This is a genomic window from Lactiplantibacillus garii, from assembly GCF_003885105.1.
GTDB lineage: Bacteria > Bacillota > Bacilli > Lactobacillales > Lactobacillaceae > Lactiplantibacillus > Lactiplantibacillus garii.
On sequence record NZ_QWZQ01000008.1, the window covers coordinates 59,076 to 78,137 of the forward strand.

Below are 19,062 nucleotides of genomic sequence, written 5' to 3' on the forward strand. Positions count from 1 at the left end.
ATCCTTGGCAGGTATGACCTGAATGCTTCGCCATTATGTGTTCCCCGTGTATACGGGGGTGATCCTAAACGTTAGCTAAATTGAACGGCGTCCGGGTCGTGTTCCCCATGTATACGGGGGTGATCCCTGTTAAGAGCCACAAGCCTTTTATGCAAGATGGTGTTCCCCGTGTATACGGGGGTGATCCCCAGTATGACAAATTGGAAAATTATTTCAACGTGTGTTCCCCGTGTATACGGGGGTGATCCCGGCAGCTCACAAAGCAGCGGTCAACCAAGCCAGTGTTCCCCGTGTATACGGGGGTGATCCCTACGGAGCCACACTTCTTGGCAACCTCCTGAAGTGTTCCCCGTGTATACGGGGGTGATCCTCGAGGTGCCAGTTTTTTGGTGGTAAAGCCAGTGTGTTCCCCGTGTATACGGGGGTGATCTTGATTCCCTGATCGTAGCCATCGCTAAGTACCTGTGTTCCCCGTGTATACGGGGGTGATCCTTGGATTAAGACCTACAAAACTGACGGCGTTTCGTGTTCCCCGTGTATACGGGGGTGATCCTACCGGCTGCAGTCGAGATTTTACAAAATCCTAGTGTTCCCCGTGTATACGGGGGTGATCCTTTCCGGTGAACTACTTCATATTCATAAAGGTTGTGTTCCCCGTGTATACGGGGGTGATCTCCATCACGGCCATTCCAAGTTGAAGACCGAGGCGTAAGGACTGTGACATAATCAGCCTCTGTATAAGCGAATGAATTAAAAAGACAAGAATGGTATTTTTAGAGTTTTTTATAAAAAATAAGAGCCTCGACAAACACTGATTTGTCAAAGCTCTTATTTTTATAATCGTTATGTTAAGGAGAGTACAGGATTTGAACCTGCGCGCCGGTATTAGCCGGTTCGCCGGATTTCGAGTCCGGTGCATTACCACTCTGCCAACTCTCCATGTGGTACTTGAATAGTATAGCATAATTTGTGGTAAGAACAAATAAATATTCAGAAAAAGCATTGTTTATTTACTATTTCTATCAGAAAAGTAATTATAGCAATGTCCTCAGCTGCACTGTCGGGAAATTTAGATAGCATCAATACCTAAACAGAGCTAATGCCAATAGAAACCGGTTAAATTTAAGCGACAATAATTTAGAATTTTTTGTAATCGTATTCCATTTTCTATCAAATCATGCGAATTTGATTTTTCAATTTCATCAAGAAAGGTCCTTTCAATTGCTTCCCAGTGTTCCTGAGAAATCGGCTTCAAAAACCACACTTTTAAATTCATAAGAATTATCAGCCGCTCCAATAATAATTACGCCTAAAAGTATAGCACGCAAATCGCTAAGTAAAGTGTTCGTTAGCTTGCTTAGCTAACCATTTTGTATTGGATTATGCTATTCTTAGAATAATAAATAAGGAGGATGGCATATGGCAAAAATGTTAGTAACCACCACCGAAAACATTCCCGGACACCCCTACACCGTCATCGGTGAAGTCTTCGGGTTAACTACCCAGTCCAAGAACCTGATGCGTAACATCGGGGCCGGCTTAAAGGGCATCGTCGGCGGTGAAATTAAGGACTACACTAAAATGCTTGATGAGTCCCGCAACGTCGCCGTTGACCGCTTGCGGGAAAACGCAGCCGAACTCGGGGCGGACGCGGTTGTGATGATGCGGTTTGATTCCAGTTCAATCAGTCAAGACATGCAATCTGTCGCCGCTTACGGAACCGCCGTTAAATTTACAACTAGTGATTAAAAAACAACGTGTTCAGCCCGCTATGGTTGAACACGTTGTTTTAGCCTAAAACACCCTTTTGAATTCGTTGTTGATTTAAAAACCAATACTCGCTCGGCGCCCCGGTCAAACGAGTATACGGGAGTGGACGTTCACCCTGCTCCTGAATTTGGGTGTTTAAGTAATTACGCAAAATCCAAGGTTCTTCAATATGTAGGACGTTAAGCTCCATGACATCCTCAACGTGAGTCGGCGTCGTTTGCAAGTCGTCCGCAACCTGATCCAAAGTTAGACCGGAAAGCTCGTAATTTGCACGTAACTCCTGCTGGGTAGAAACCTGTTCAGTTTTCGTTAATGACATTCAGTAACTTCCCTTCAAAATAGATTGTGTCAAATGCACACTTCCAGTCTAACGCCTTAAGTCAAAAATGCAATCGTTTTCTCCAGGCAGTTATTAGCATAACTTAGTGGCTCTTGTTAATTCGTCATACACCCAAGTTAAGTTGGTACTATCCAAACTGAGGTCGGCTCAATTGTAAAAGTTGCAAGCCCGTTCGAGCCGCATCGATTTTAAATTGCTATATACAAGATGCCGATATTATTCGATTAGGTCAAAACAAAAATTGCCAATCATCCAAATTAAAAAGAAGTAAAATTTAACCTTGTTATTAAGTCCTAACCCCATCATCTGATACTTGTATATAGCAGTATGCTATAAAAAATAACGTTCAAAAATCCCTCAGGAGATTTTTGAACGTTATTTTTTAGAATTCCATTAAGCTCAGAATATCGTAATCTTTAATTTTATCGCGACCGTGCAAGTCTTTTAACTCAACGAGGAAGGCCGTTCCCACCACGTTACCGCCTAGTTCTTCGACTAGTTCGATCGTGGCTGAGATGGTTCCGCCGGTTGCCAACAAGTCGTCGGTTACTAACACGTTTTGGCCGGGTTTAATTGCATCTTTATGCAGGTAAAGGGCTGATTGACCGTATTCCAAATCATAGGTTGCCTTGACGGTTGGCCGTGGCAACTTCCCCTTCTTACGGGCAGGTGCAAAACCAATGCCGAGTTCGTACGCCACCGGGCAACCAACGATAAAACCGCGCGCTTCGGGACCGACGATCATGTCGACCTTCTTATCGCGGGCGAATTTGACAATTTGATCCGTGGCTTCCCGGTAAGCTTCACCGTCCGCCATCAGTGGTGAGATATCCCGAAAAATGATCCCTGGTTCGGGATAGTCCGGCACACTGGCCACGTATTTTGTTAAGTCTAATGCCATTGCTTATTAACAGCTCCTTTAATTCTTCACTGCAGCCTGGTTTTTCACCCATACTTGTAGCGCTGCAGATTTACTATATAAAAGCGTTTCTTCAGCGACGATCTGTTGTTCGCGCAGCTGATAACTAGGGGCGTGATGTAAATCCGCTTTGGTCGGATTCGAAACGCCATTCATGACACCATCACTTATTTTAACAAATCCCACCTCAAAAAACACCTGAATCATAAAAATAAGCAAATTTCGTTCAATGTGCAAGTGTTTAGCCACCGCCGTTAACTGGTGGTGAATATCCACGTTGTGGTGGTTGACCGTAAACTTAAACAGCTTGGCAAACTGTTCCCGACTTGGCATCCCCGCCAAGTAGACCGACTCCTGCCGGTACAAGTACAGGGTCAGCTGATTGAGCGGTAAGGACGCTAACACCGCCGTTAAGTCTGCTAACGTATCGGGACAATCGACAATGAATACCGCCGCGTCCGTGGCAATCGCACTTAAATCACTCGTCGAATCACCAACAAACACGGCTTGTGCGTTGGCGCCGAGGTAACCCTGCAATTTCTCCATCAATTTTTGGTGGAAAAACAGGTACACCCCGGGGGCCTGGAAATTATGCGCGGATAGGTGCTGCGTCCGGGCATCGATAACCTGGGCACCCGTTACCGCCACGTCCTTGATCATGATCTGGGGTTTTGTTTGCCCGTTCCAAGTATTGGAGCTGAGCTCACCAACCACCGCCACGTCGCTCGGACTTGCCTGCACGGGCGCTAAAGCCGAGCCGAACGAAAACCCAATCGCGTCCACGTTGGCTTGACCATCACTCAGCTGGAGTTTTAAGTGTTGATGGTCACTCCCAATTGCGCGGGCCTGCGGAATGGCCGTCGGGTGAAGTTCAAACAAGGGGGCCGGGTTGTCGGTCCCAAACGGTGCCAGCCGTTGTAGATCCTTTAACGTGGCCAGCGTAGCGTCTTTGATTGCCAGTTCACCATCAATTGGTAAACTCGCGGGACCCGCTTCACCAAGGTGCTGAGCCGTCGCGGCGCTCTCGAGGGCGTCTTTGAGCGTGGTCAACTGATCACGCATGACACTCAACCCCACGGCCATGTGGTGCCCACCAAACGCTACCAAGTCATCACGGACCGGATTGATTGCTTTAAACAGGTTATAAACTTCCACACTACGGCCACTACCCTTTAAACGTCCGTTTTCGTCCTCGTTTAAAACGAGGGTCGGCTTCCCGGTTGCTTCCACCACGTGACTAGCCACGATCCCCAGCACCCCTTCGTGCCAGTTTTTGCCCGTGATTACCAGTGTCTGGCGGGCCGCGTTCTCAGGTAACTGGGCCTGCTCTAACGCACTAGCCGCAATCGTTTTGACTAACCCTTGCCGCTTTTCATTTAACATATTGACCTGCGTCGCTAAGGCAGTTGCCCGGTCGTCATCTAGCGTGGTCAGTAGTTCCACACCACTCTGTGCGGACTGTAACCGCCCCAGCGCGTTTAACCGCGGTGCAATGCCAAACCCGATACTCGTTTCGTTCAACTGGTCGGGCGCTAAGCCCGCGGCCTTGATCAGCGCCGCTAAGCCCGGGCGGGTCGTTTGCCGAAGAACTTTTAATCCGAGCGTGACGAGGGTTCGATTTTCACCCGTCAAACTAACCAAGTCGGCCACCGTTCCAATGGCGGCTAAGTCCATTAATTCCTCGGGGATTTCTTCCAACAGCGCCGTTGCCACTTTAAACGCGACCCCGGCACCAGAGAGTTCTCCGAATTCATAGTGTCCCTCAGGATGCCGTGGGTGCATGATGGCGTACGCGTGGGGCAGCTCAGCGGGTAATTCGTGGTGGTCGGTCACCACCACGTCGATTCCCCGTTCCTGGACCGCGTTGATTACCGCGTTACCGGCAACCCCGTTATCCACGGTCACGAACAGCTTAGTCCCCGCTTCGATCAACTGGTCAAACGCGGCCTGATTCGGACCATAACCATCCTTAAAACGGTCCGGAATGTAGTAGTTAACGTTGGCCCCAACCTGATCGAGCGTTTCGACCATAATGGCCGTGCTCGTTAACCCGTCGGCGTCGTAATCGCCGTAAACCGTAATCTGATCACCCGCGACAATGGCGTCTTGGATGCGGTCAACGGCTTTTTCCATATCGTGCATGGTGAGTGGATCCAACAGGGGCTGTTGGGCGGCGTTCAAAAACTTCTGGGCCGCGGCGGCGGTCGTCATCCCCCGGTTGATCAGTAACTTGGCCACTAACGGTGAACAGTCACTGTCCTGCGCTAACGCACTAATTGCATCAGCACTCACCGTTTCCGGTGCCCGGGAAACCCACTTTTTCTTTGCCGTTAACATGCAATCCTTCCTCTCAAACTATTTTTTTACGGGGGCCACTGCTGATTCGGCCGCACCGCGGGTTTGCTTACCCTTGTTATTCAACCGTAACGTTAAACGCTTGTTTTCTGCCGTTAATTTATCAATTTTAGCTTGGGCCGCGGCTATCGCTTTTGCGTGCGCCGAACGTTCTTTAGATTCATTGACGGTCGCCATCAAAACGGCGGTCACCACACCCAAGATGAGGGTAATGACAATGACTAAGATCAGTGGCCAGTGCACCGCTGCCACCCCAAAGTTTACCCGTACTGGTTCAACGTTTAAAATTGCAAACACAATGATCACTAACACGATCACTAACGCACTCACTAATCGCCACTGATTCTTCATTTCCATAACCCCCTATTTAAAATTAAAAACGGAACCGGCTAACCAATCACCTAACCTGGGTACCGCTTGGTAACCCAAGTTAGCCGCGGCCATCACCCACGGCCGGTTGATTTCGCGCCGGTGGTGACCTAACTTACTCACAATCAATTCGGCAAACTTGACGGGATTAAGGGCGATCTTATCGACCCGGGCCAAATACTGACCACTCGGATCAGCCGTCTTAAAAAAGTCGGTTTTGATAGGCCCGGGATTGACCGTCATCACGTTAACGTGCGCCGCTTTTAATTCTAACCGCAAGGCGTTGTCGTACGCAATTAAAGCCGCCTTAGTCGCCGCGTACACCGCCGACTTGGGGGTCGCAATCTTTCCGGCAATCGAAGCCACGTTCACAATTTCACCCCGCCGCTGACGCACCATCCGCTTGGCGGCTAGTTGGCTCACGTACATGACGCCCAATGTGTTCACGCGAAACATCTTAGCCGTCAGTGCCGGGTCCATTGCAACCGCGTTGACCATCGCACCAAACCCGGCCGCGTTCAGCACGACGTCCAAGCGACCGAACAGCTCGTCAATGGTCGCAAATAAGTGGTCGACCGCCGCAACACGGCTAACGTCACACTGGACGGCGATTGCTTGAGCACCAGAAAGAATCCGGCACTGGTCGGCAACCCGGGTCAAGCGTTCTTGCCGCCGCGCGGCTAAGACCACGTTTGCGCCCCGTGCCGCGACGGCAAAGGCTAATTGTTCGCCTAACCCACTCGAAGCTCCGGTGATCAACACCGTTTGACCCGTTAAATTTGCCATGCTCTTCACCTAAGCTTTCTTTTGAAGTGGAATATCGATCAAATCAAAATCACGTACGACCTTGGTATTCGCAAACACCTTTTGCGCTTGTTTTTGAAGTTCCTTGCTCAGCTTACCCGTATAACGGGCCGAAATATGCGTCAGTAATAACTGCCGAACACCGGCCTGTTTAGCAACCTGCGCCGCCTGAGTACTCGTCGAATGGTAATAATTATGAGCCAGTTTGCCCTCGTCCTTACCAAAAGTACTTTCGTGGACCAACGCGTCGGCATCCTTAGCCAGTACGGCCGCGTTGGGGGTCCGGCGCGTATCACCTAAGATGGTGACCGTCCGCCCGCGTTGCGGTTCCGCGATGTAGTCCTGACCGTTTATGGTCCGGCCGTCTTCCAAGGTGACCGTTTTGCCGGCTTTTAACTGTCCATAGACCGGACCGCTCGGAATGTTGAGTGCCTTTAAGCGGTCGGCCTGCAGTTCGCCGGGGTGATCTGCTTCTTCGACCCGGTAACCGTAACAAGCGATCCGGTGTTCTAACGGCAAACAACTGACCTTAAAAGTGGCGTCTTCAAAAATGGTGCCGCCCGCACTAAGTTCTTGAAACTTTAACGGGTACGATAACCGGGTCCCCGAAACGCGCAGCGCGGTTTGCACAAAGTCCCGAATCCCAACGGGGCCGTAAATGGTGAGCGGTTCGTCCCCGCCCTGAAAGGACCGGGAGCTCAATAATCCTGGCAAGCCAAAAATGTGGTCACCGTGTAAGTGGGTAATAAAAATTTTGGCGATTTTACGGGGCTTTAGCGTCGTCCGTAAAATCTGATGTTGGGTCCCTTCACCCACGTCAAAAAGCCACACTTCGTTACGTTCATCTAAGAGTCGCAGCGCCGTGCTGGTGACGTTCCGAAATTTACCCGGCGAACCGGCGCCGGTACCTAAAAATTCTAATTGCATGTTTACGTTCGTCCTTCTCTGTACAGTCTGCCAACTATTTTACCGAAATTAATGGTAAGAAACAATTGTCGGAACCAGCCGGAGCTGATTATTTAAAAAGCTATCCCTTTATTTTAACATGCAGCGGACTAATTATTGGCGTGACCATCAAAAACGGTCAAAATAATTCTCGTTATCGCGCGTAATTTGTTAATATAAAATTAATCATCAACACTGTAAGGAGGTGGCCTGGTTGCGCCTAATTGATTTTAACCTCTCGACTGTCGATTTAACTCCCAGCATGCCGCTTTTCTGGGAAACCGGCACTCACCAAGTCGTGCCGATTCAAGCGGTCCAACTGCGGGCTGGCCAGTTGATTTTAATTCCTAAAAGCGGCGTAACGCCGCTCACCTTAAACCAGCTTAACGCCCGGACCCGCCAACTAAGCGGTCCGACCCAGCTATACGTCCAAACACCGGACAACGTTCAGCCCCTATTTGGTTATCGGTTGCATCAAGCCCGGCTGCTATTAGGCTGAACCCTAAAAAAACGGTCACCCACTACACCGTGGATGACCGTTTTTGCGTGTTTAGTCCATGAATTGGAAGGAGTAGTCGAGAATTTGAATCGTGTCGTCGTTTTTCGCACCGGCGGCCCGTAACGCGTCATCAACCCCCATGCCCCGCAATTGACGGGCGAACCGCATCAGGCTTTCTTCATGATCGAGGTTAGTCATCTTGAATAAGCGTTCCAACTTCTCACCGGACAAGACAAATAGTCCTGGTTCCGGATTATCAATGGTAAAGTCCTGACCCGCTTCGTCAGCCGTGTAATCACGGTGCTGAACGTCATCGACACCCTTGATTGGAAATTGTGGCGTCGTATCGAGTAAGTCGGCCGTTTTGGCAAGTAACGCCTTAATACCCTGCTGCGTAATTGAAGAAATTGGGTAAATTTCCGGCACGTTGGGCAACGTATCATCACCGGCTAACTTAACTTTAAACTTGGCCAAGTTATCCGCTGAATCCGGCATATCCATCTTCGTGGCAACAACGATTTGGGGCCGCTTTAACAGGTCCGGGTCGTAGCTGGTTAATTCGTGGTTGATCTTTAAATAATCTTCAAACGGATCATTTTCTTCCACGCCACTCATATCGATCAAATGCAGGATGACCCGCGTCCGTTCAATGTGGCGTAAGAACTGAATACCTAAACCGACCCCGTTAGCGGCGCCTTCGATCAAACCGGGTAAGTCGGCCATAACAAAGTCCCGACCATCGTCTAAACGAACCATTCCCAAGTTAGGGACTAACGTGGTAAAGTGGTAAGCCGCAATCTTCGGCTTGGCACTCGTGACAACGGACAGCAGCGTTGACTTCCCAACCGATGGGAAACCAACCAAACCAACGTCGGCTAACACCTTTAATTCCATCCGAATCGTTAATTCGCCGCCGGGTTCACCGTTTTCGGCAATTTCCGGTGCCGGGTTTTTAGGGCTGGCAAAATGGATATTGCCACGACCGCCACGGCCGCCCTTAGCGACAACCAGCTTCTGATCTTTTTCCGTAATATCACCGATCAGTTCACCACTCTCGGCGTCCGTGACGACCGTTCCCAACGGTACGTGGATCACTTTATCCTTGGCGGAACGACCAGTCATCTGTTTGATCATCCCGTTGCCACCGTTATCGGCCTTAAATTTACGAGTGTACCGGAAATCCATCAGCGTCCGTAACCCTTCGTCGGCTACCAGGACGATGCTCCCGCCACGACCACCGTCACCGCCGGCCGGGCCACCGTTAGGCACGAACTTTTCACGACGGAAAGCAACCATGCCGTTACCACCGTTACCGGCCTTTACATCTACTTTTACTTGATCAACAAACATGTTTTTTCCCCTGTTTCTTCTATATTATTTATCTACGAAAATGCTCGTGCGAAATTAGATACCTGACCTAGTATACAAATCTTCCGTCCCGCCGTCAAAAGTTCCGCCGATTCCGTCAAAGTCACCACCTAAAATCAGTAATTTTATCAATTGATGACTGTTTTTGAATTATTTTGACGTTTTTTGAAGGTTTTTGTTGCATTTTGACCGTTGAGCAGGTATATTAGTCTTCGGAGGGATTTGAAAGTGCTTACAGAAGAACGACAACAGTACATTTTAAATACGATCCGTTTCAAGGGCATTATTAAAATCAAGGACATTGTTTCCAAGACCAATTGTTCGGAGTCCACGGCTCGCCGGGACCTCCAACAACTTGAGGAACAGGGCGAATTACTACGCGTCCACGGTGGCGCTAAGTACATGAACTCACTCCAAGAAGAACCCGCGATGAACGATAAAGTTTCCCGTAACGTGGACGCTAAGGACCACATTGCGCAGCAAGCGGTCACAAACATTCAAGTCGACGACGTCATTTACTTAGACGCCGGGACCTCGACGTTAGCGATGATCCACCATTTGAATCCGGGCTACAACCTGCGCGTCGTCACGAACGGCGTGGTCCACGCATCCGTTTTAGCGGACATGGGCATTCAAACCTACTTGCTTGGTGGCAATTTGAAAGGCACCACCAAAGCCGTAATTGGTCCCGAAGCGGTCAAATCGTTACAGGAGTACCGGTTCAACAAAGTTTTCTTGGGAATTAACGGTGTTCACCCAAAGTTTGGGCTAACGACACCCGACCCCGACGAAGCGATCGTTAAAAAAACCGCAATTGCTCAGAGTGAAGAAAGCTTCATTCTGGTCGATAACACCAAATTTGACCACGTTTCGTTTGCACGGGTCGGTGACTTGGCAAGTGCCACGATCATTACCGATCAGTTAACGCCAACGTTGGCCGAACAGTACCAGCCATTAACTACGATTCAGGAGGTTCAATCATGATTTACACCATCACCGTCAACCCATCAATTGACTACGTGGTTCAGCTGCCGCACATGGAACTAGGCAGCGTTAACCGTTTAAAACACACGGCCAAATTACCCGGTGGCAAGGGCATCAACGTTTCACAAATTTTAAATGACCTGAACCAACCCAACCGGGCCCTCGGTTTCATCGGTGGTTTCACCGGAACGTTCATTAGTGAAGCGTTGCAAGCTAAGGGCTTAGACTGTCACTTCACCAAGATTGCGGACGATACCCGTATCAACGTGAAGATCCACGCCGACGAAGAAACCGAATTAAACGGTGCCGGTCCCGCCATTACGGCCAGTGAAATTGACGCTTTCTACCAGGAACTCAGCCACTTAACGCCGGACGACGTCGTGGTCATGTCGGGAAGTTTAGCCCCCAGTTTACCGGATACGTTCTACTACGACATTATCCAAAAAGCTCAGGCTGCGGGCGCCAACTTCGTGATCGATACGACCGGAGAAGCCTTGAAAAAGACCTTACCGAGTCACCCGTTGGTCGTTAAACCTAACAATCACGAATTAGCCGATTATTACCACACGACCTTTAATAGTCGCGCCGACATTATCGCCGCCGGCCAACGCATGTTAAGTGAAGGCGCGCAACACGTTTTAATTTCAATGGCTGGTGACGGTGGCCTCCTAATCACGAAGGACGCCGTTTACTTCAGTGCCGCACCTAAGGGTCACGTCATCAACTCAGTTGGGGCTGGCGATTCGATGATTGGTGGTTTTGTCGGTACTTTCGCCAAAACCCACGACGCCGTTGAGAGTTTCCGTTACGGTCTCGCTTGCGGCTCCGCAACCGCCTTCTCCGAAGACATTGCGACCCGGGCAAAAATTGATGAAATTTTACCGCAAATTAAGATTGAACAATTAACTAACTAACAATTTAGAAAGGACTGTTCACACACTATGGATATCCGCGATTTACTATTAAAAGATGTCATGATCATGGACATGCAGGCCACGACTAAAGACGAAGCCATTGATGAGTTGGTTCATAAATATGCCGAACAAGGCGTCATCAATGACGAAGCCCTTTACAAACAGGACATTATTAAACGTGAAGCCGAGTCTACTACTGGGATTGGGGACGGCATTGCCATGCCTCACGCTAAGGACAAGGCCGTTCAACGGGCCACCGTATTATTCGCAAAGAGTAAGGCCGGCGTTGATTTTAACGCTTTAGACGGTCAGCCGGTCCACCTGTTTTTCATGATCGCCGCTCCCGAAGGTGCCAACAACACCCACTTGGCCGCCCTCGCCGCCCTCTCCAGCTTACTGATCGATCCTAACTTGGTCGCTAAGTTAAAGGACGCTCAAACCCCCGACGAAGTTCAACAACTCTTCGCCGATGCTCAGGCTGCCAAGGAAGAAAAGGACGCCAAGGATGAAGCCGCACGAGCCGCTAAGAAAGCCGCTGAAAGCAGTGCCAAGGCCACTGAACAACGCCCTTACATTGTAGGGGTTACGGCTTGTCCAAACGGCATCGCCCACACCTACATGGCCGAAGCCGCTTTAATTAAAGCTGGTGAAGCTGCCGGCGTTGATATTAAAATTGAAACGAACGGTTCCGAAGGGGTCAAGCACTTACTGACTGCCGACGAAATTGCCAAGGCCGACGGGGTCGTAATTGCCGCCGATAAGAAGGTCAAAATGGCCCGCTTTGACGGTAAACACCTCGTCAACCGCCCCGTTATCGATGGAATCAACAAGGCCGACGACTTAGTCAAAGAAGCCTTGAGTGGTAACGCACCCGTCTATCACGACGCCGATGGTGGTGCTGGTGATGACGACGAAGGTGCCAGCGCTAACGGCAGCGTTTGGGGCGAAGTTTATAAGGACCTGATGAACGGGATTTCCCACATGTTGCCATTCGTGGTTGGTGGTGGGATCCTGATGGCCCTCTCCTTCATCATCGAACAATTTGCTGGTGAAAAGAGTTTAGCCTTCACCTTCTTTAACCAGGCTGGGAACATGGCCTTTGCTTTCATGGTTCCTGTTTTGGCCGCCTACATCGCCGAATCGATTGGTGATCGGCCGGCCCTGATGCCCGGGTTTGTTGGCGGGTTCATGGCTACGGTCTACACCGGAGCTTACGGTGGTGCCTACACCGCTTCAATTGCCGCTAATGCCAAGAGTCCCGCTGGTTTCTTAGGTGGTCTAGTTGCTGGTTTCTTAGCCGGTTACATTACCGTTTGGTTGAAGAAATGGACCAAGAACATGCCGTCTTCCTTAGACGGGATGAAGCCGATGTTGATTTTCCCAATCTTAGGTTTACTGATTATTGCCGCTTTAATGTTCTTCATCGTTAACCCGATCTTCTCCGTTATTAACCAGTGGATCACCCACTTCCTGAACTCGATGGGTACTGGGAACGCCGTTATTTTAGGGTTAGTTCTTGGCGGAATGATGTCGATCGATATGGGTGGTCCTTTCAACAAGGCTGCTTACGTTTTCGCCACCGGGGCCTTTACCGCGACCCACGATGGGAACTTAATGGCTGCCGTGATGGCCGGTGGGATGGTTCCACCGTTGGCCACGGCGATTGCGACCGCCTTCTGGCCGAAGAAGTTTACGGATGACGAGCGTAAAGCTGGGATTTCTAACTGGTTGCTTGGGATTTCCTTCATTACTGAAGGCGCAATTCCATTTGCCACGGCCGATCCCCTGCACGTAATTGGCTCAAGCGTGATTGGTGCCGCCATTGCCGGTGGTTTAACCCAACTTTGGGGCGTATCCGTTCCTGCTCCTCACGGTGGTTTATGGGTTTCACTCCTTGCCACTAACATCTGGGGTTACATTGCCGCAACCGTGATCGGTGCAATTGTTGCCGGGGTCATCCTCGGAATCTGGAAGCCCGCTAAGCAGGCTGCTTAATTGAAACGTTAATTTTTAAAAAGGTGCTGGTCAGTCGACCGGCACTTTTTTTTCGACTTCAAACAGTTCATTATCGAATCCCGCAATCAAACGGGTATAATTAAGTTATTAACTGATTAGAAATGAGACGATTTTTGTGAAACCTAGACTATCCGCCCTACTTTTAGCCGGCCTAGCAAGTTTGCTGATCTTAACGGGTTGCCAAACTAAAAAAACGACCACGACAACGCCAGCCCCGGTGACCGGACGAACCCTGACGGCGATGGTGATCAGCGACGACCACGTCATTGCCCCCAGCTTGCACGATAACAGTGTCGCTTTTCGTACATACGCGGCCAATGACGCCGGCGCCGATTTAAAATACAGCGCCACCATTTTTCAGGCGTTCATTGCCCAGGCACTGAAAACCAAACCCGACGTGGTCATCGTTAGCGGCGACATCACTAATAACGGGGAAAAGGCCAGTCACGAATACGTGGCCAAGCAACTTAAACGCCTGACCGCCGCGAAAATTCGCGTTTACGTCGTTCCGGGCAACCACGACATCAATAACCCGTTAACCCGTAGTTTTAAGGGAAAGCACCAGTACGAAGTTGACGGGGTAAGTCCCGAACAGTTCAAACAAATTTATAAACAGGCGGGGTACGGTCAAGCGGTCCAAACCGATTCTAATTCACTGAGTTACCTCGTTAAGCCTAGTAAAAAGACTTGGTTCTTAATGCTAAATTCGGCCATCTATAAGAGTAATTACCAACAAGGCAGTTCTACCGTGGGCGGCGGACTAACCGACGGCACCCTCGACTGGGTGGCTAAAATCGGTAAGGAAGCCAAGAAACAGGGTGCGACCCTCATACCGGTCCTCCACCACAATACGATGGATCACACCATGATCCACCAAGATTACACGATTGGCTACGCCGACCAGGTCCGTGACGTCTTTAGTAAGGCGGGCATCAAGTTATCACTTACCGGTCACATCCATGCTCAGAGCATTAAACACGCCACCGTTAACGGGCAGTCGTTGACCGACATTGCCAGTGGCGCCTTAATCATTGGCCCTCACTACTACGGGACTTTAAAGCTCAATCAGGACAATGGCCACGCAACCTACCACGCGACCCGCCTAAACGTTGCTAGTTACATTCAACGTCGGCAAACTGCCGCGGCTGCGCGAACCTACCAAAAGTATGATCATAACGTCCTCTACGCTTCCGGGTATAACGCGGCGCTCAGTCAGCTATACGAAACTCGTGATGAAAACCACCTTTCAACCAAGCAAGTCAAACAACTGGCAGCTGGCATGGGTGAAGCCAATATTGCCATGTTCCGCGGGACCCCGGTCAAGGACAGTGCCGCCATTCAAGCTTGGAAAAAGCAACCGAAAAACACTTCCCTGCGTGGCTTTATCCTGGCCACCCAGGATCTCAAAAACAATCTAAAGTGGGCGGGGCACACGCGTTAACACCACAAAAAAAACACGGTACTGACCGCAGTGAGCGGCACAGTACCGTGTTTTTTTTGTGGTTACTTGCTAGTTTACGTCGCACCTTTTTGATAATGCTTCGGCGTCACGCCGGCCCCCGCTAATGAAAACTTAACGGTTTGGGCCACGTTTTTCGAAATCCCCAGTTTTTGAATTTCTTCAACCGGCGCGGCCGCAATCTTTGTCATCGAACCAAATTTGCGTAACAGTTTATTGCGGGTCTTGGGTCCCACGCCCGGAATCTCATCTAACCGTGAACTTAACGAGTGCTTCGTGTGCACTTGCCGGTGGAACGTGATCGCAAAGCGGTGCACTTCGTCTTGAATCCGTTGCAATAAGTAAAAGCCCTGACTCTTCGGGTCCAAGTGTAAGTGGGCATCCCCGGCCGACTTTAATAAATCGGCCGTTTTGTGGTGCTCATTTTTAACCATGGCGGCTACCGGCGTATCCAACCCCAGCTCATTTTCCAAAACGTCCTTAGCCGCGTCTAACTGAATATCGCCCCCATCCATTAAAATCAGGTCGGGTAAGGCCGCGTGCTCTTTTAAGAGCCGCGTATAACGCCGCCGAATGACTTCCCGGGTCGAAGCGGCTTCGTCGGCGTGGTCGACTGTCCGTAACTTATACTTCCGGTACAGCTTCTTATTCGGCTGACCGTCCGTGAAAACGACCATCGCGGAGACCAAGTCGGCCCCCTGGATGTGGGAGTGGTCAAAGGCCTCAATCTTGTGCCCCTCGGGAATACCGAGGGCGTCGGTGATTTCCTTCATCGCCCCGGTCGTTTTGCGTTCGTCAAGTTCTAATAACCGGAACTTTTCTTCCAACACGATGCGGGCGTTTTTATGGGCCATGTCCAAGAGGTCCCGTTTCTGCCCCCGTTGCGGTGTCCGAACCGGAATGCCTAAAATATCACTAAGTACGTCCTTATCGAGGCCGGCCGGGACTAATACTTCACGCGGCAACACGTTATTTTTACGGTTATAGAATTGCAGAATAAAACTGGTCATTTCTTCGGTTGCGGTTGATACGACCGGGAACAACCGCTTTTCCCGTTTCATTAAGCGGGCTTGCCGAATAAAGAAGACCTGGATCGATAACCAGCCCTTGTCCATGTAAAAGTTAAATAGGTCGCGGGGGGTATTGTCATTTGAAATAATTTTCTGCTTTTCAACGGTCATTTCAATGTAGGTCAACTGGTCCCGAATTTCAGCCGCTCGCTCAAATTCCAATTCGGCTGAGGCCGTCTCCATCCGCTTAGTCAGTTGTTTCTTGACCCGGTCAACGTGCCCATTTAGGAATGATTTAATGCGTTGAATTTGCGCGGTGTATTCGGCTTCTGGCACCGTTTTAAAGCAGGCACCGAGGCACTGTCCCATGTGGTAGTACAAGCAGGGCCGCCCCTGAAAGCCGTGGCAACGCCGCAACGGGTAAACCTTCTGAATAAAGTTGACTGTTTCCTGCGCCGCGTAAACGTTCGGGTACGGGCCAAAGTAGTAGCCCCCGTCTTTTCGCACGTCACTAACAATCAAGATTTGGGGATCCCGTTCGTTCGTAATCTTAATGTACGGGTAGCCAGTCCCCTTTTTCAACTTAATGTTAAAGTACGGCTGGTGTTTTTGAATTAGGGTGATTTCTAATAAAAAGGCTTCCTTATCAGTGGAAGTCACAATAAATTCAAAGTCCGCGATTTCCGAAACTAAGCGCGCGGTTTTACCAGTATGACTACTTTTAAAGTAAGAGCGCACCCGGTTTTTTAAATTTTTGGCCTTCCCCACGTAAATAATCTGACTGTTCAGATTCTTCATCAGGTAACAGCCCGGTAAATCCGGTAATAACGATAACTTATGTTCAATGTGTGCTGAAGCCATTACGCGCCGTCCTCCCTTTTAATTTAGCATTACCAGTATACCGCCTGACCATAGGCGGCTCAAGCAATCCGCCCGTTGATATGAAAATATTGATGACCACCAGTTACCCCAAAAAAGCGGCCGGCCACCCCGACAGTTTCTGGGGTAACCGACCGCTTGAACGCTAGTTAAAACCTAGGTTCGGGTTGTTTTTTGATTACATTAAGATCTTTGATAAGAAATCTTTGGCCCGGTCCGTTTTAGGGTGGGCAAAAAACTCATCGGGCGTGTTATTTTCTTGAATATAGCCGTCCGCCATAAACCAGATCCGGTCAGCCACTTCCTTGGCAAAGCCCATTTCATGGGTAACCACGACCATCGTCATGCCGTCCTTAGCAAGTTCCTGCATAACGTTCAGCACTTCGCCAACCATTTCGGGATCCAGCGCAGAAGTCGGTTCGTCAAATAACATCACTTCGGGGTTCATCGCTAAGGCCCGGGCAATGGCGACCCGTTGTGCCTGCCCACCGGATAAACTATCCGGAAATGCGTCGGCGTGATCTTCCAGACCAACCCGTTTCAGCAGTTCGTGAGCAGTTTTGGTCGCCGTCGCGTTATCAGTCCCCTTGACCTTCATCGGCGCCAACTTAATGTTCTCTAATACGGTCATGTTTGGGAACAGGTTAAAGCCTTGAAACACCATCCCCATTTTTTCCCGTAAGGAGTTCACGCTCTTCGTATCCAAAGTCGTTAAGTCCTGACCTTCAAAGGCGACCTTCCCACTCGTCGGTGTTTCTAGCAGGTTTAGGCACCGCAGGAAGGTACTCTTCCCACCACCGGAAGGACCGATCACAACGATCACCTGTCCGGGTTCCACCTTTTCCGTAATATCTTTTAAAACGTGATTATCGCCAAAGCTTTTAGCGAGCGACTCAACTTCAATTACCGGTTTAGTCATGTTGCATTCTCCTTTCGAAGTAGTTCAAGATCCGTGACGCCGTGAAGGTCATGATGAAGTAGAGCACCATAATGACCACGATTGGGGCCACCCCACGGTAAGTATCGGAACGAACGATGTTACTTTGATAAATCAATTCGGTTACCCCGATAATTGACACGATCGAACTATCCTTGATCAAGGTAATAAATTCATTACCCAACGATGGCCAGATGTTCTTTAAAGCCTGTGGTAGAACGACATACCGCATCGTTTCACCGTTGGACATCCCTAAGCTGCGGGCAGCTTCCGTCTGACCAATGTTAACGGAGTTGATCCCACCACGAATGTATTCAGCTACGTAGGCCCCGGAGTTCAAGGAAATCGCAATGATCCCGGAAGTTAACGCTGGCAGATTGACAAACAGACCTAAACCAAAGTAAACGAACATTACTTGAACCATCATTGGCGTCCCACGAATAAATTCAACGTAGGCGGTGGCTAACCACCGGAGAGCCGTCTTGAAGACGTTCCCCTTGGCCATCCGCGCGAGGGCCAGGAGAATCCCAATAATGAACCCAAAGAAGACGGAGCAAACGGTAATGATCAACGTGTATTCAATCCCGGTTGCAAAGGCCTTCCAGTAGTGACCCATCGACGTATTAACAGTGTTGGTCTTCAGGTACTTCCCAGCGGCTGGCAAGTAGTCCTTTTTAACCAGGTTTTCTTTTTTGATTTGATCAACGGTCTTGTTGACCTTGTTGACTAAGCTCGTGGAGCCCTTCCGAAACGCAATCGCAGAACTCGTCGCGTCCGAACTCATATTGAAGTTACTTGGGATTGCGGCCAACTGTTTGTTGTTAGAAACGTAGGCTTCGGCGGACGGTTTTTCCATCGCCACCCCGTCCAACTTGTGACTTTGAAGTGCCAAAATCAAATCGGACTGGGACGTCATCCCTTTGGACTTTGTATTCGTCGTCTGTTTCTTGATTGCGTTGTACTGGGTCGTCCCGGTTTGGGCCCCTAACGTTCCGCCCTTAAACGAATCCTTGTTTTTGTACTTCGCTTTGTCCGTCTTGTTGATTACAATGTCGTAGCCACCCTGGTAATAAACGTGGGTGAACGCCACGTTCTTCCGCCGTGCCGGGGTCGGGTTCATCCCGGAAATAATCATGTCAATTTTCCCAGTTTGTAACGCAACCAGCAACGAATCGAAGGACATGGACTTAATCTTCAGTTTGACCCCTAGATCCTTGGCCACCTTTTTACCAATTTGGACGTCCATCCCGACAACGGTACTTTTACCGTTGACCGTGGCTTGGAACTCGTACGGGGGGTAGTCCGGTGAGGTCCCCATCACGAGAACCCCCTTCTTTTGAATCTTCTCCAATGAATTATCCGCCGCTTGCGCGTGCTGGGTTCCCAGGGGTACCACGGTCATGAACAAGGCAACAATAATTGCTAATAACAACCCGAATTTCTTTTTCATAAGCGTTCTCCTTTGCTTTAATTTACAAGAGTAAAGTATAGACG

General features: G+C 49.7%; 16 protein-coding genes, 1 tRNA gene and 1 CRISPR repeat array (1 of these 18 cut by a window edge). Of the genes, 6 read left to right on the forward strand and 11 right to left on the reverse strand.

What is annotated here, in order from left to right; translation table 11 throughout:
• Window positions 1-674: a CRISPR direct-repeat array (repeat unit 27 nt; unit sequence GTGTTCCCCGTGTATACGGGGGTGATC) (it extends 85 nt beyond the left edge of the window).
• Window positions 675-851: 177 nt separating this feature from the next.
• Window positions 852-939 (reverse strand) — tRNA-Ser (locus D1831_RS03750).
• 480 nt (window positions 940-1,419) lie between these two features.
• On the opposite strand from D1831_RS03750, the gene D1831_RS03755 reads away from it, so the two are divergent.
• Complete coding sequence (locus D1831_RS03755; protein WP_125071593.1) at window positions 1,420-1,749, forward strand: heavy metal-binding domain-containing protein; 330 nt, start codon at window positions 1,420-1,422, stop codon at window positions 1,747-1,749.
• A gap of 40 nt (window positions 1,750-1,789) precedes the next feature.
• Here D1831_RS03755 and D1831_RS03760 read toward each other — a convergent pair whose 3' ends face one another.
• From D1831_RS03760 to rnz, 6 genes are all read right to left on the reverse strand, one after another.
• Window positions 1,790-2,089 carry a DUF2316 family protein gene (locus D1831_RS03760; RefSeq protein ID WP_125071594.1) on the reverse strand — a complete coding sequence of 100 codons (300 nt, stop codon included), beginning with the start codon at window positions 2,087-2,089 and terminating at the stop codon, window positions 1,790-1,792.
• A 403-nt stretch (window positions 2,090-2,492) separates the two neighbouring features.
• Window positions 2,493-3,011 carry an adenine phosphoribosyltransferase gene (locus D1831_RS03765; RefSeq protein WP_125071595.1) on the reverse strand — a complete coding sequence of 173 codons (519 nt, stop codon included), beginning with the start codon at window positions 3,009-3,011 and terminating at the stop codon, window positions 2,493-2,495.
• Window positions 3,012-3,029: 18 nt separating this feature from the next.
• Window positions 3,030-5,366, reverse strand: a complete 2,337-nt coding sequence (gene recJ, locus D1831_RS03770) for a single-stranded-DNA-specific exonuclease RecJ (RefSeq protein WP_125071596.1) — start codon at window positions 5,364-5,366, stop codon at window positions 3,030-3,032.
• A gap of 18 nt (window positions 5,367-5,384) precedes the next feature.
• Window positions 5,385-5,735, reverse strand: coding sequence for a LapA family protein (locus D1831_RS03775; RefSeq protein WP_125071597.1), 351 nt, complete (start codon window positions 5,733-5,735; stop codon window positions 5,385-5,387).
• A gap of 12 nt (window positions 5,736-5,747) precedes the next feature.
• The gene (locus D1831_RS03780; RefSeq protein WP_125071598.1) at window positions 5,748-6,539 is read right to left on the reverse strand and encodes an SDR family NAD(P)-dependent oxidoreductase; all 792 of its coding nucleotides are present in this window, start codon (window positions 6,537-6,539) and stop codon (window positions 5,748-5,750) included.
• Between the two features lie 9 nt (window positions 6,540-6,548).
• Window positions 6,549-7,484, reverse strand: coding sequence for a ribonuclease Z (rnz, locus tag D1831_RS03785; RefSeq protein WP_125071599.1), 936 nt, complete (start codon window positions 7,482-7,484; stop codon window positions 6,549-6,551).
• Between the two features lie 223 nt (window positions 7,485-7,707).
• Between rnz and D1831_RS03790 the strand changes: the two genes are divergently transcribed.
• Complete coding sequence (locus tag D1831_RS03790) at window positions 7,708-8,001, forward strand: hypothetical protein (protein WP_225422763.1); 294 nt, start codon at window positions 7,708-7,710, stop codon at window positions 7,999-8,001.
• Window positions 8,002-8,052: 51 nt separating this feature from the next.
• On the opposite strand, the gene obgE is transcribed toward D1831_RS03790, so the two are convergent.
• Complete coding sequence (gene obgE, locus D1831_RS03795) at window positions 8,053-9,351, reverse strand: GTPase ObgE (protein WP_125071601.1); 1,299 nt, start codon at window positions 9,349-9,351, stop codon at window positions 8,053-8,055.
• Between the two features lie 246 nt (window positions 9,352-9,597).
• Between obgE and D1831_RS03800 the strand changes: the two genes are divergently transcribed.
• The 4 genes from D1831_RS03800 (at window position 9,598) to D1831_RS03815 (ending at window position 14,724) form a co-directional block, all read left to right on the forward strand.
• The gene (locus D1831_RS03800; RefSeq protein WP_125071602.1) at window positions 9,598-10,353 is read left to right on the forward strand and encodes a DeoR/GlpR family DNA-binding transcription regulator; all 756 of its coding nucleotides are present in this window, start codon (window positions 9,598-9,600) and stop codon (window positions 10,351-10,353) included.
• Window positions 10,350-11,267, forward strand: a complete 918-nt coding sequence (pfkB, locus tag D1831_RS03805) for a 1-phosphofructokinase (RefSeq protein ID WP_125071603.1) — start codon at window positions 10,350-10,352, stop codon at window positions 11,265-11,267. Before D1831_RS03800 ends, pfkB begins: the two co-directional genes overlap by 4 nt.
• 27 nt (window positions 11,268-11,294) lie before the next feature.
• Complete coding sequence (locus tag D1831_RS03810; RefSeq protein ID WP_125071604.1) at window positions 11,295-13,262, forward strand: PTS fructose transporter subunit IIABC; 1,968 nt, start codon at window positions 11,295-11,297, stop codon at window positions 13,260-13,262.
• Window positions 13,263-13,398: 136 nt separating this feature from the next.
• A complete protein-coding gene (locus D1831_RS03815) occupies window positions 13,399-14,724 on the forward strand; it encodes a metallophosphoesterase family protein (protein WP_225422765.1) in 1,326 nt (441 codons plus the stop codon).
• Between the two features lie 74 nt (window positions 14,725-14,798).
• Here the strand turns inward: D1831_RS03815 and uvrC are convergent, their stop codons facing one another.
• The 3 genes from uvrC to D1831_RS03830 form a co-directional block, all read right to left on the reverse strand.
• Window positions 14,799-16,613, reverse strand: a complete 1,815-nt coding sequence (uvrC, locus tag D1831_RS03820; RefSeq protein WP_125071605.1) for an excinuclease ABC subunit UvrC — start codon at window positions 16,611-16,613, stop codon at window positions 14,799-14,801.
• Between the two features lie 196 nt (window positions 16,614-16,809).
• Window positions 16,810-17,550 carry an amino acid ABC transporter ATP-binding protein gene (locus tag D1831_RS03825; protein WP_125071606.1) on the reverse strand — a complete coding sequence of 247 codons (741 nt, stop codon included), beginning with the start codon at window positions 17,548-17,550 and terminating at the stop codon, window positions 16,810-16,812.
• Window positions 17,543-19,018 carry an ABC transporter substrate-binding protein/permease gene (locus D1831_RS03830; protein ID WP_125071607.1) on the reverse strand — a complete coding sequence of 492 codons (1,476 nt, stop codon included), beginning with the start codon at window positions 19,016-19,018 and terminating at the stop codon, window positions 17,543-17,545. Before D1831_RS03830 ends, D1831_RS03825 begins: the two co-directional genes overlap by 8 nt.
• Window positions 19,019-19,062: the final 44 nt, after the last annotated feature.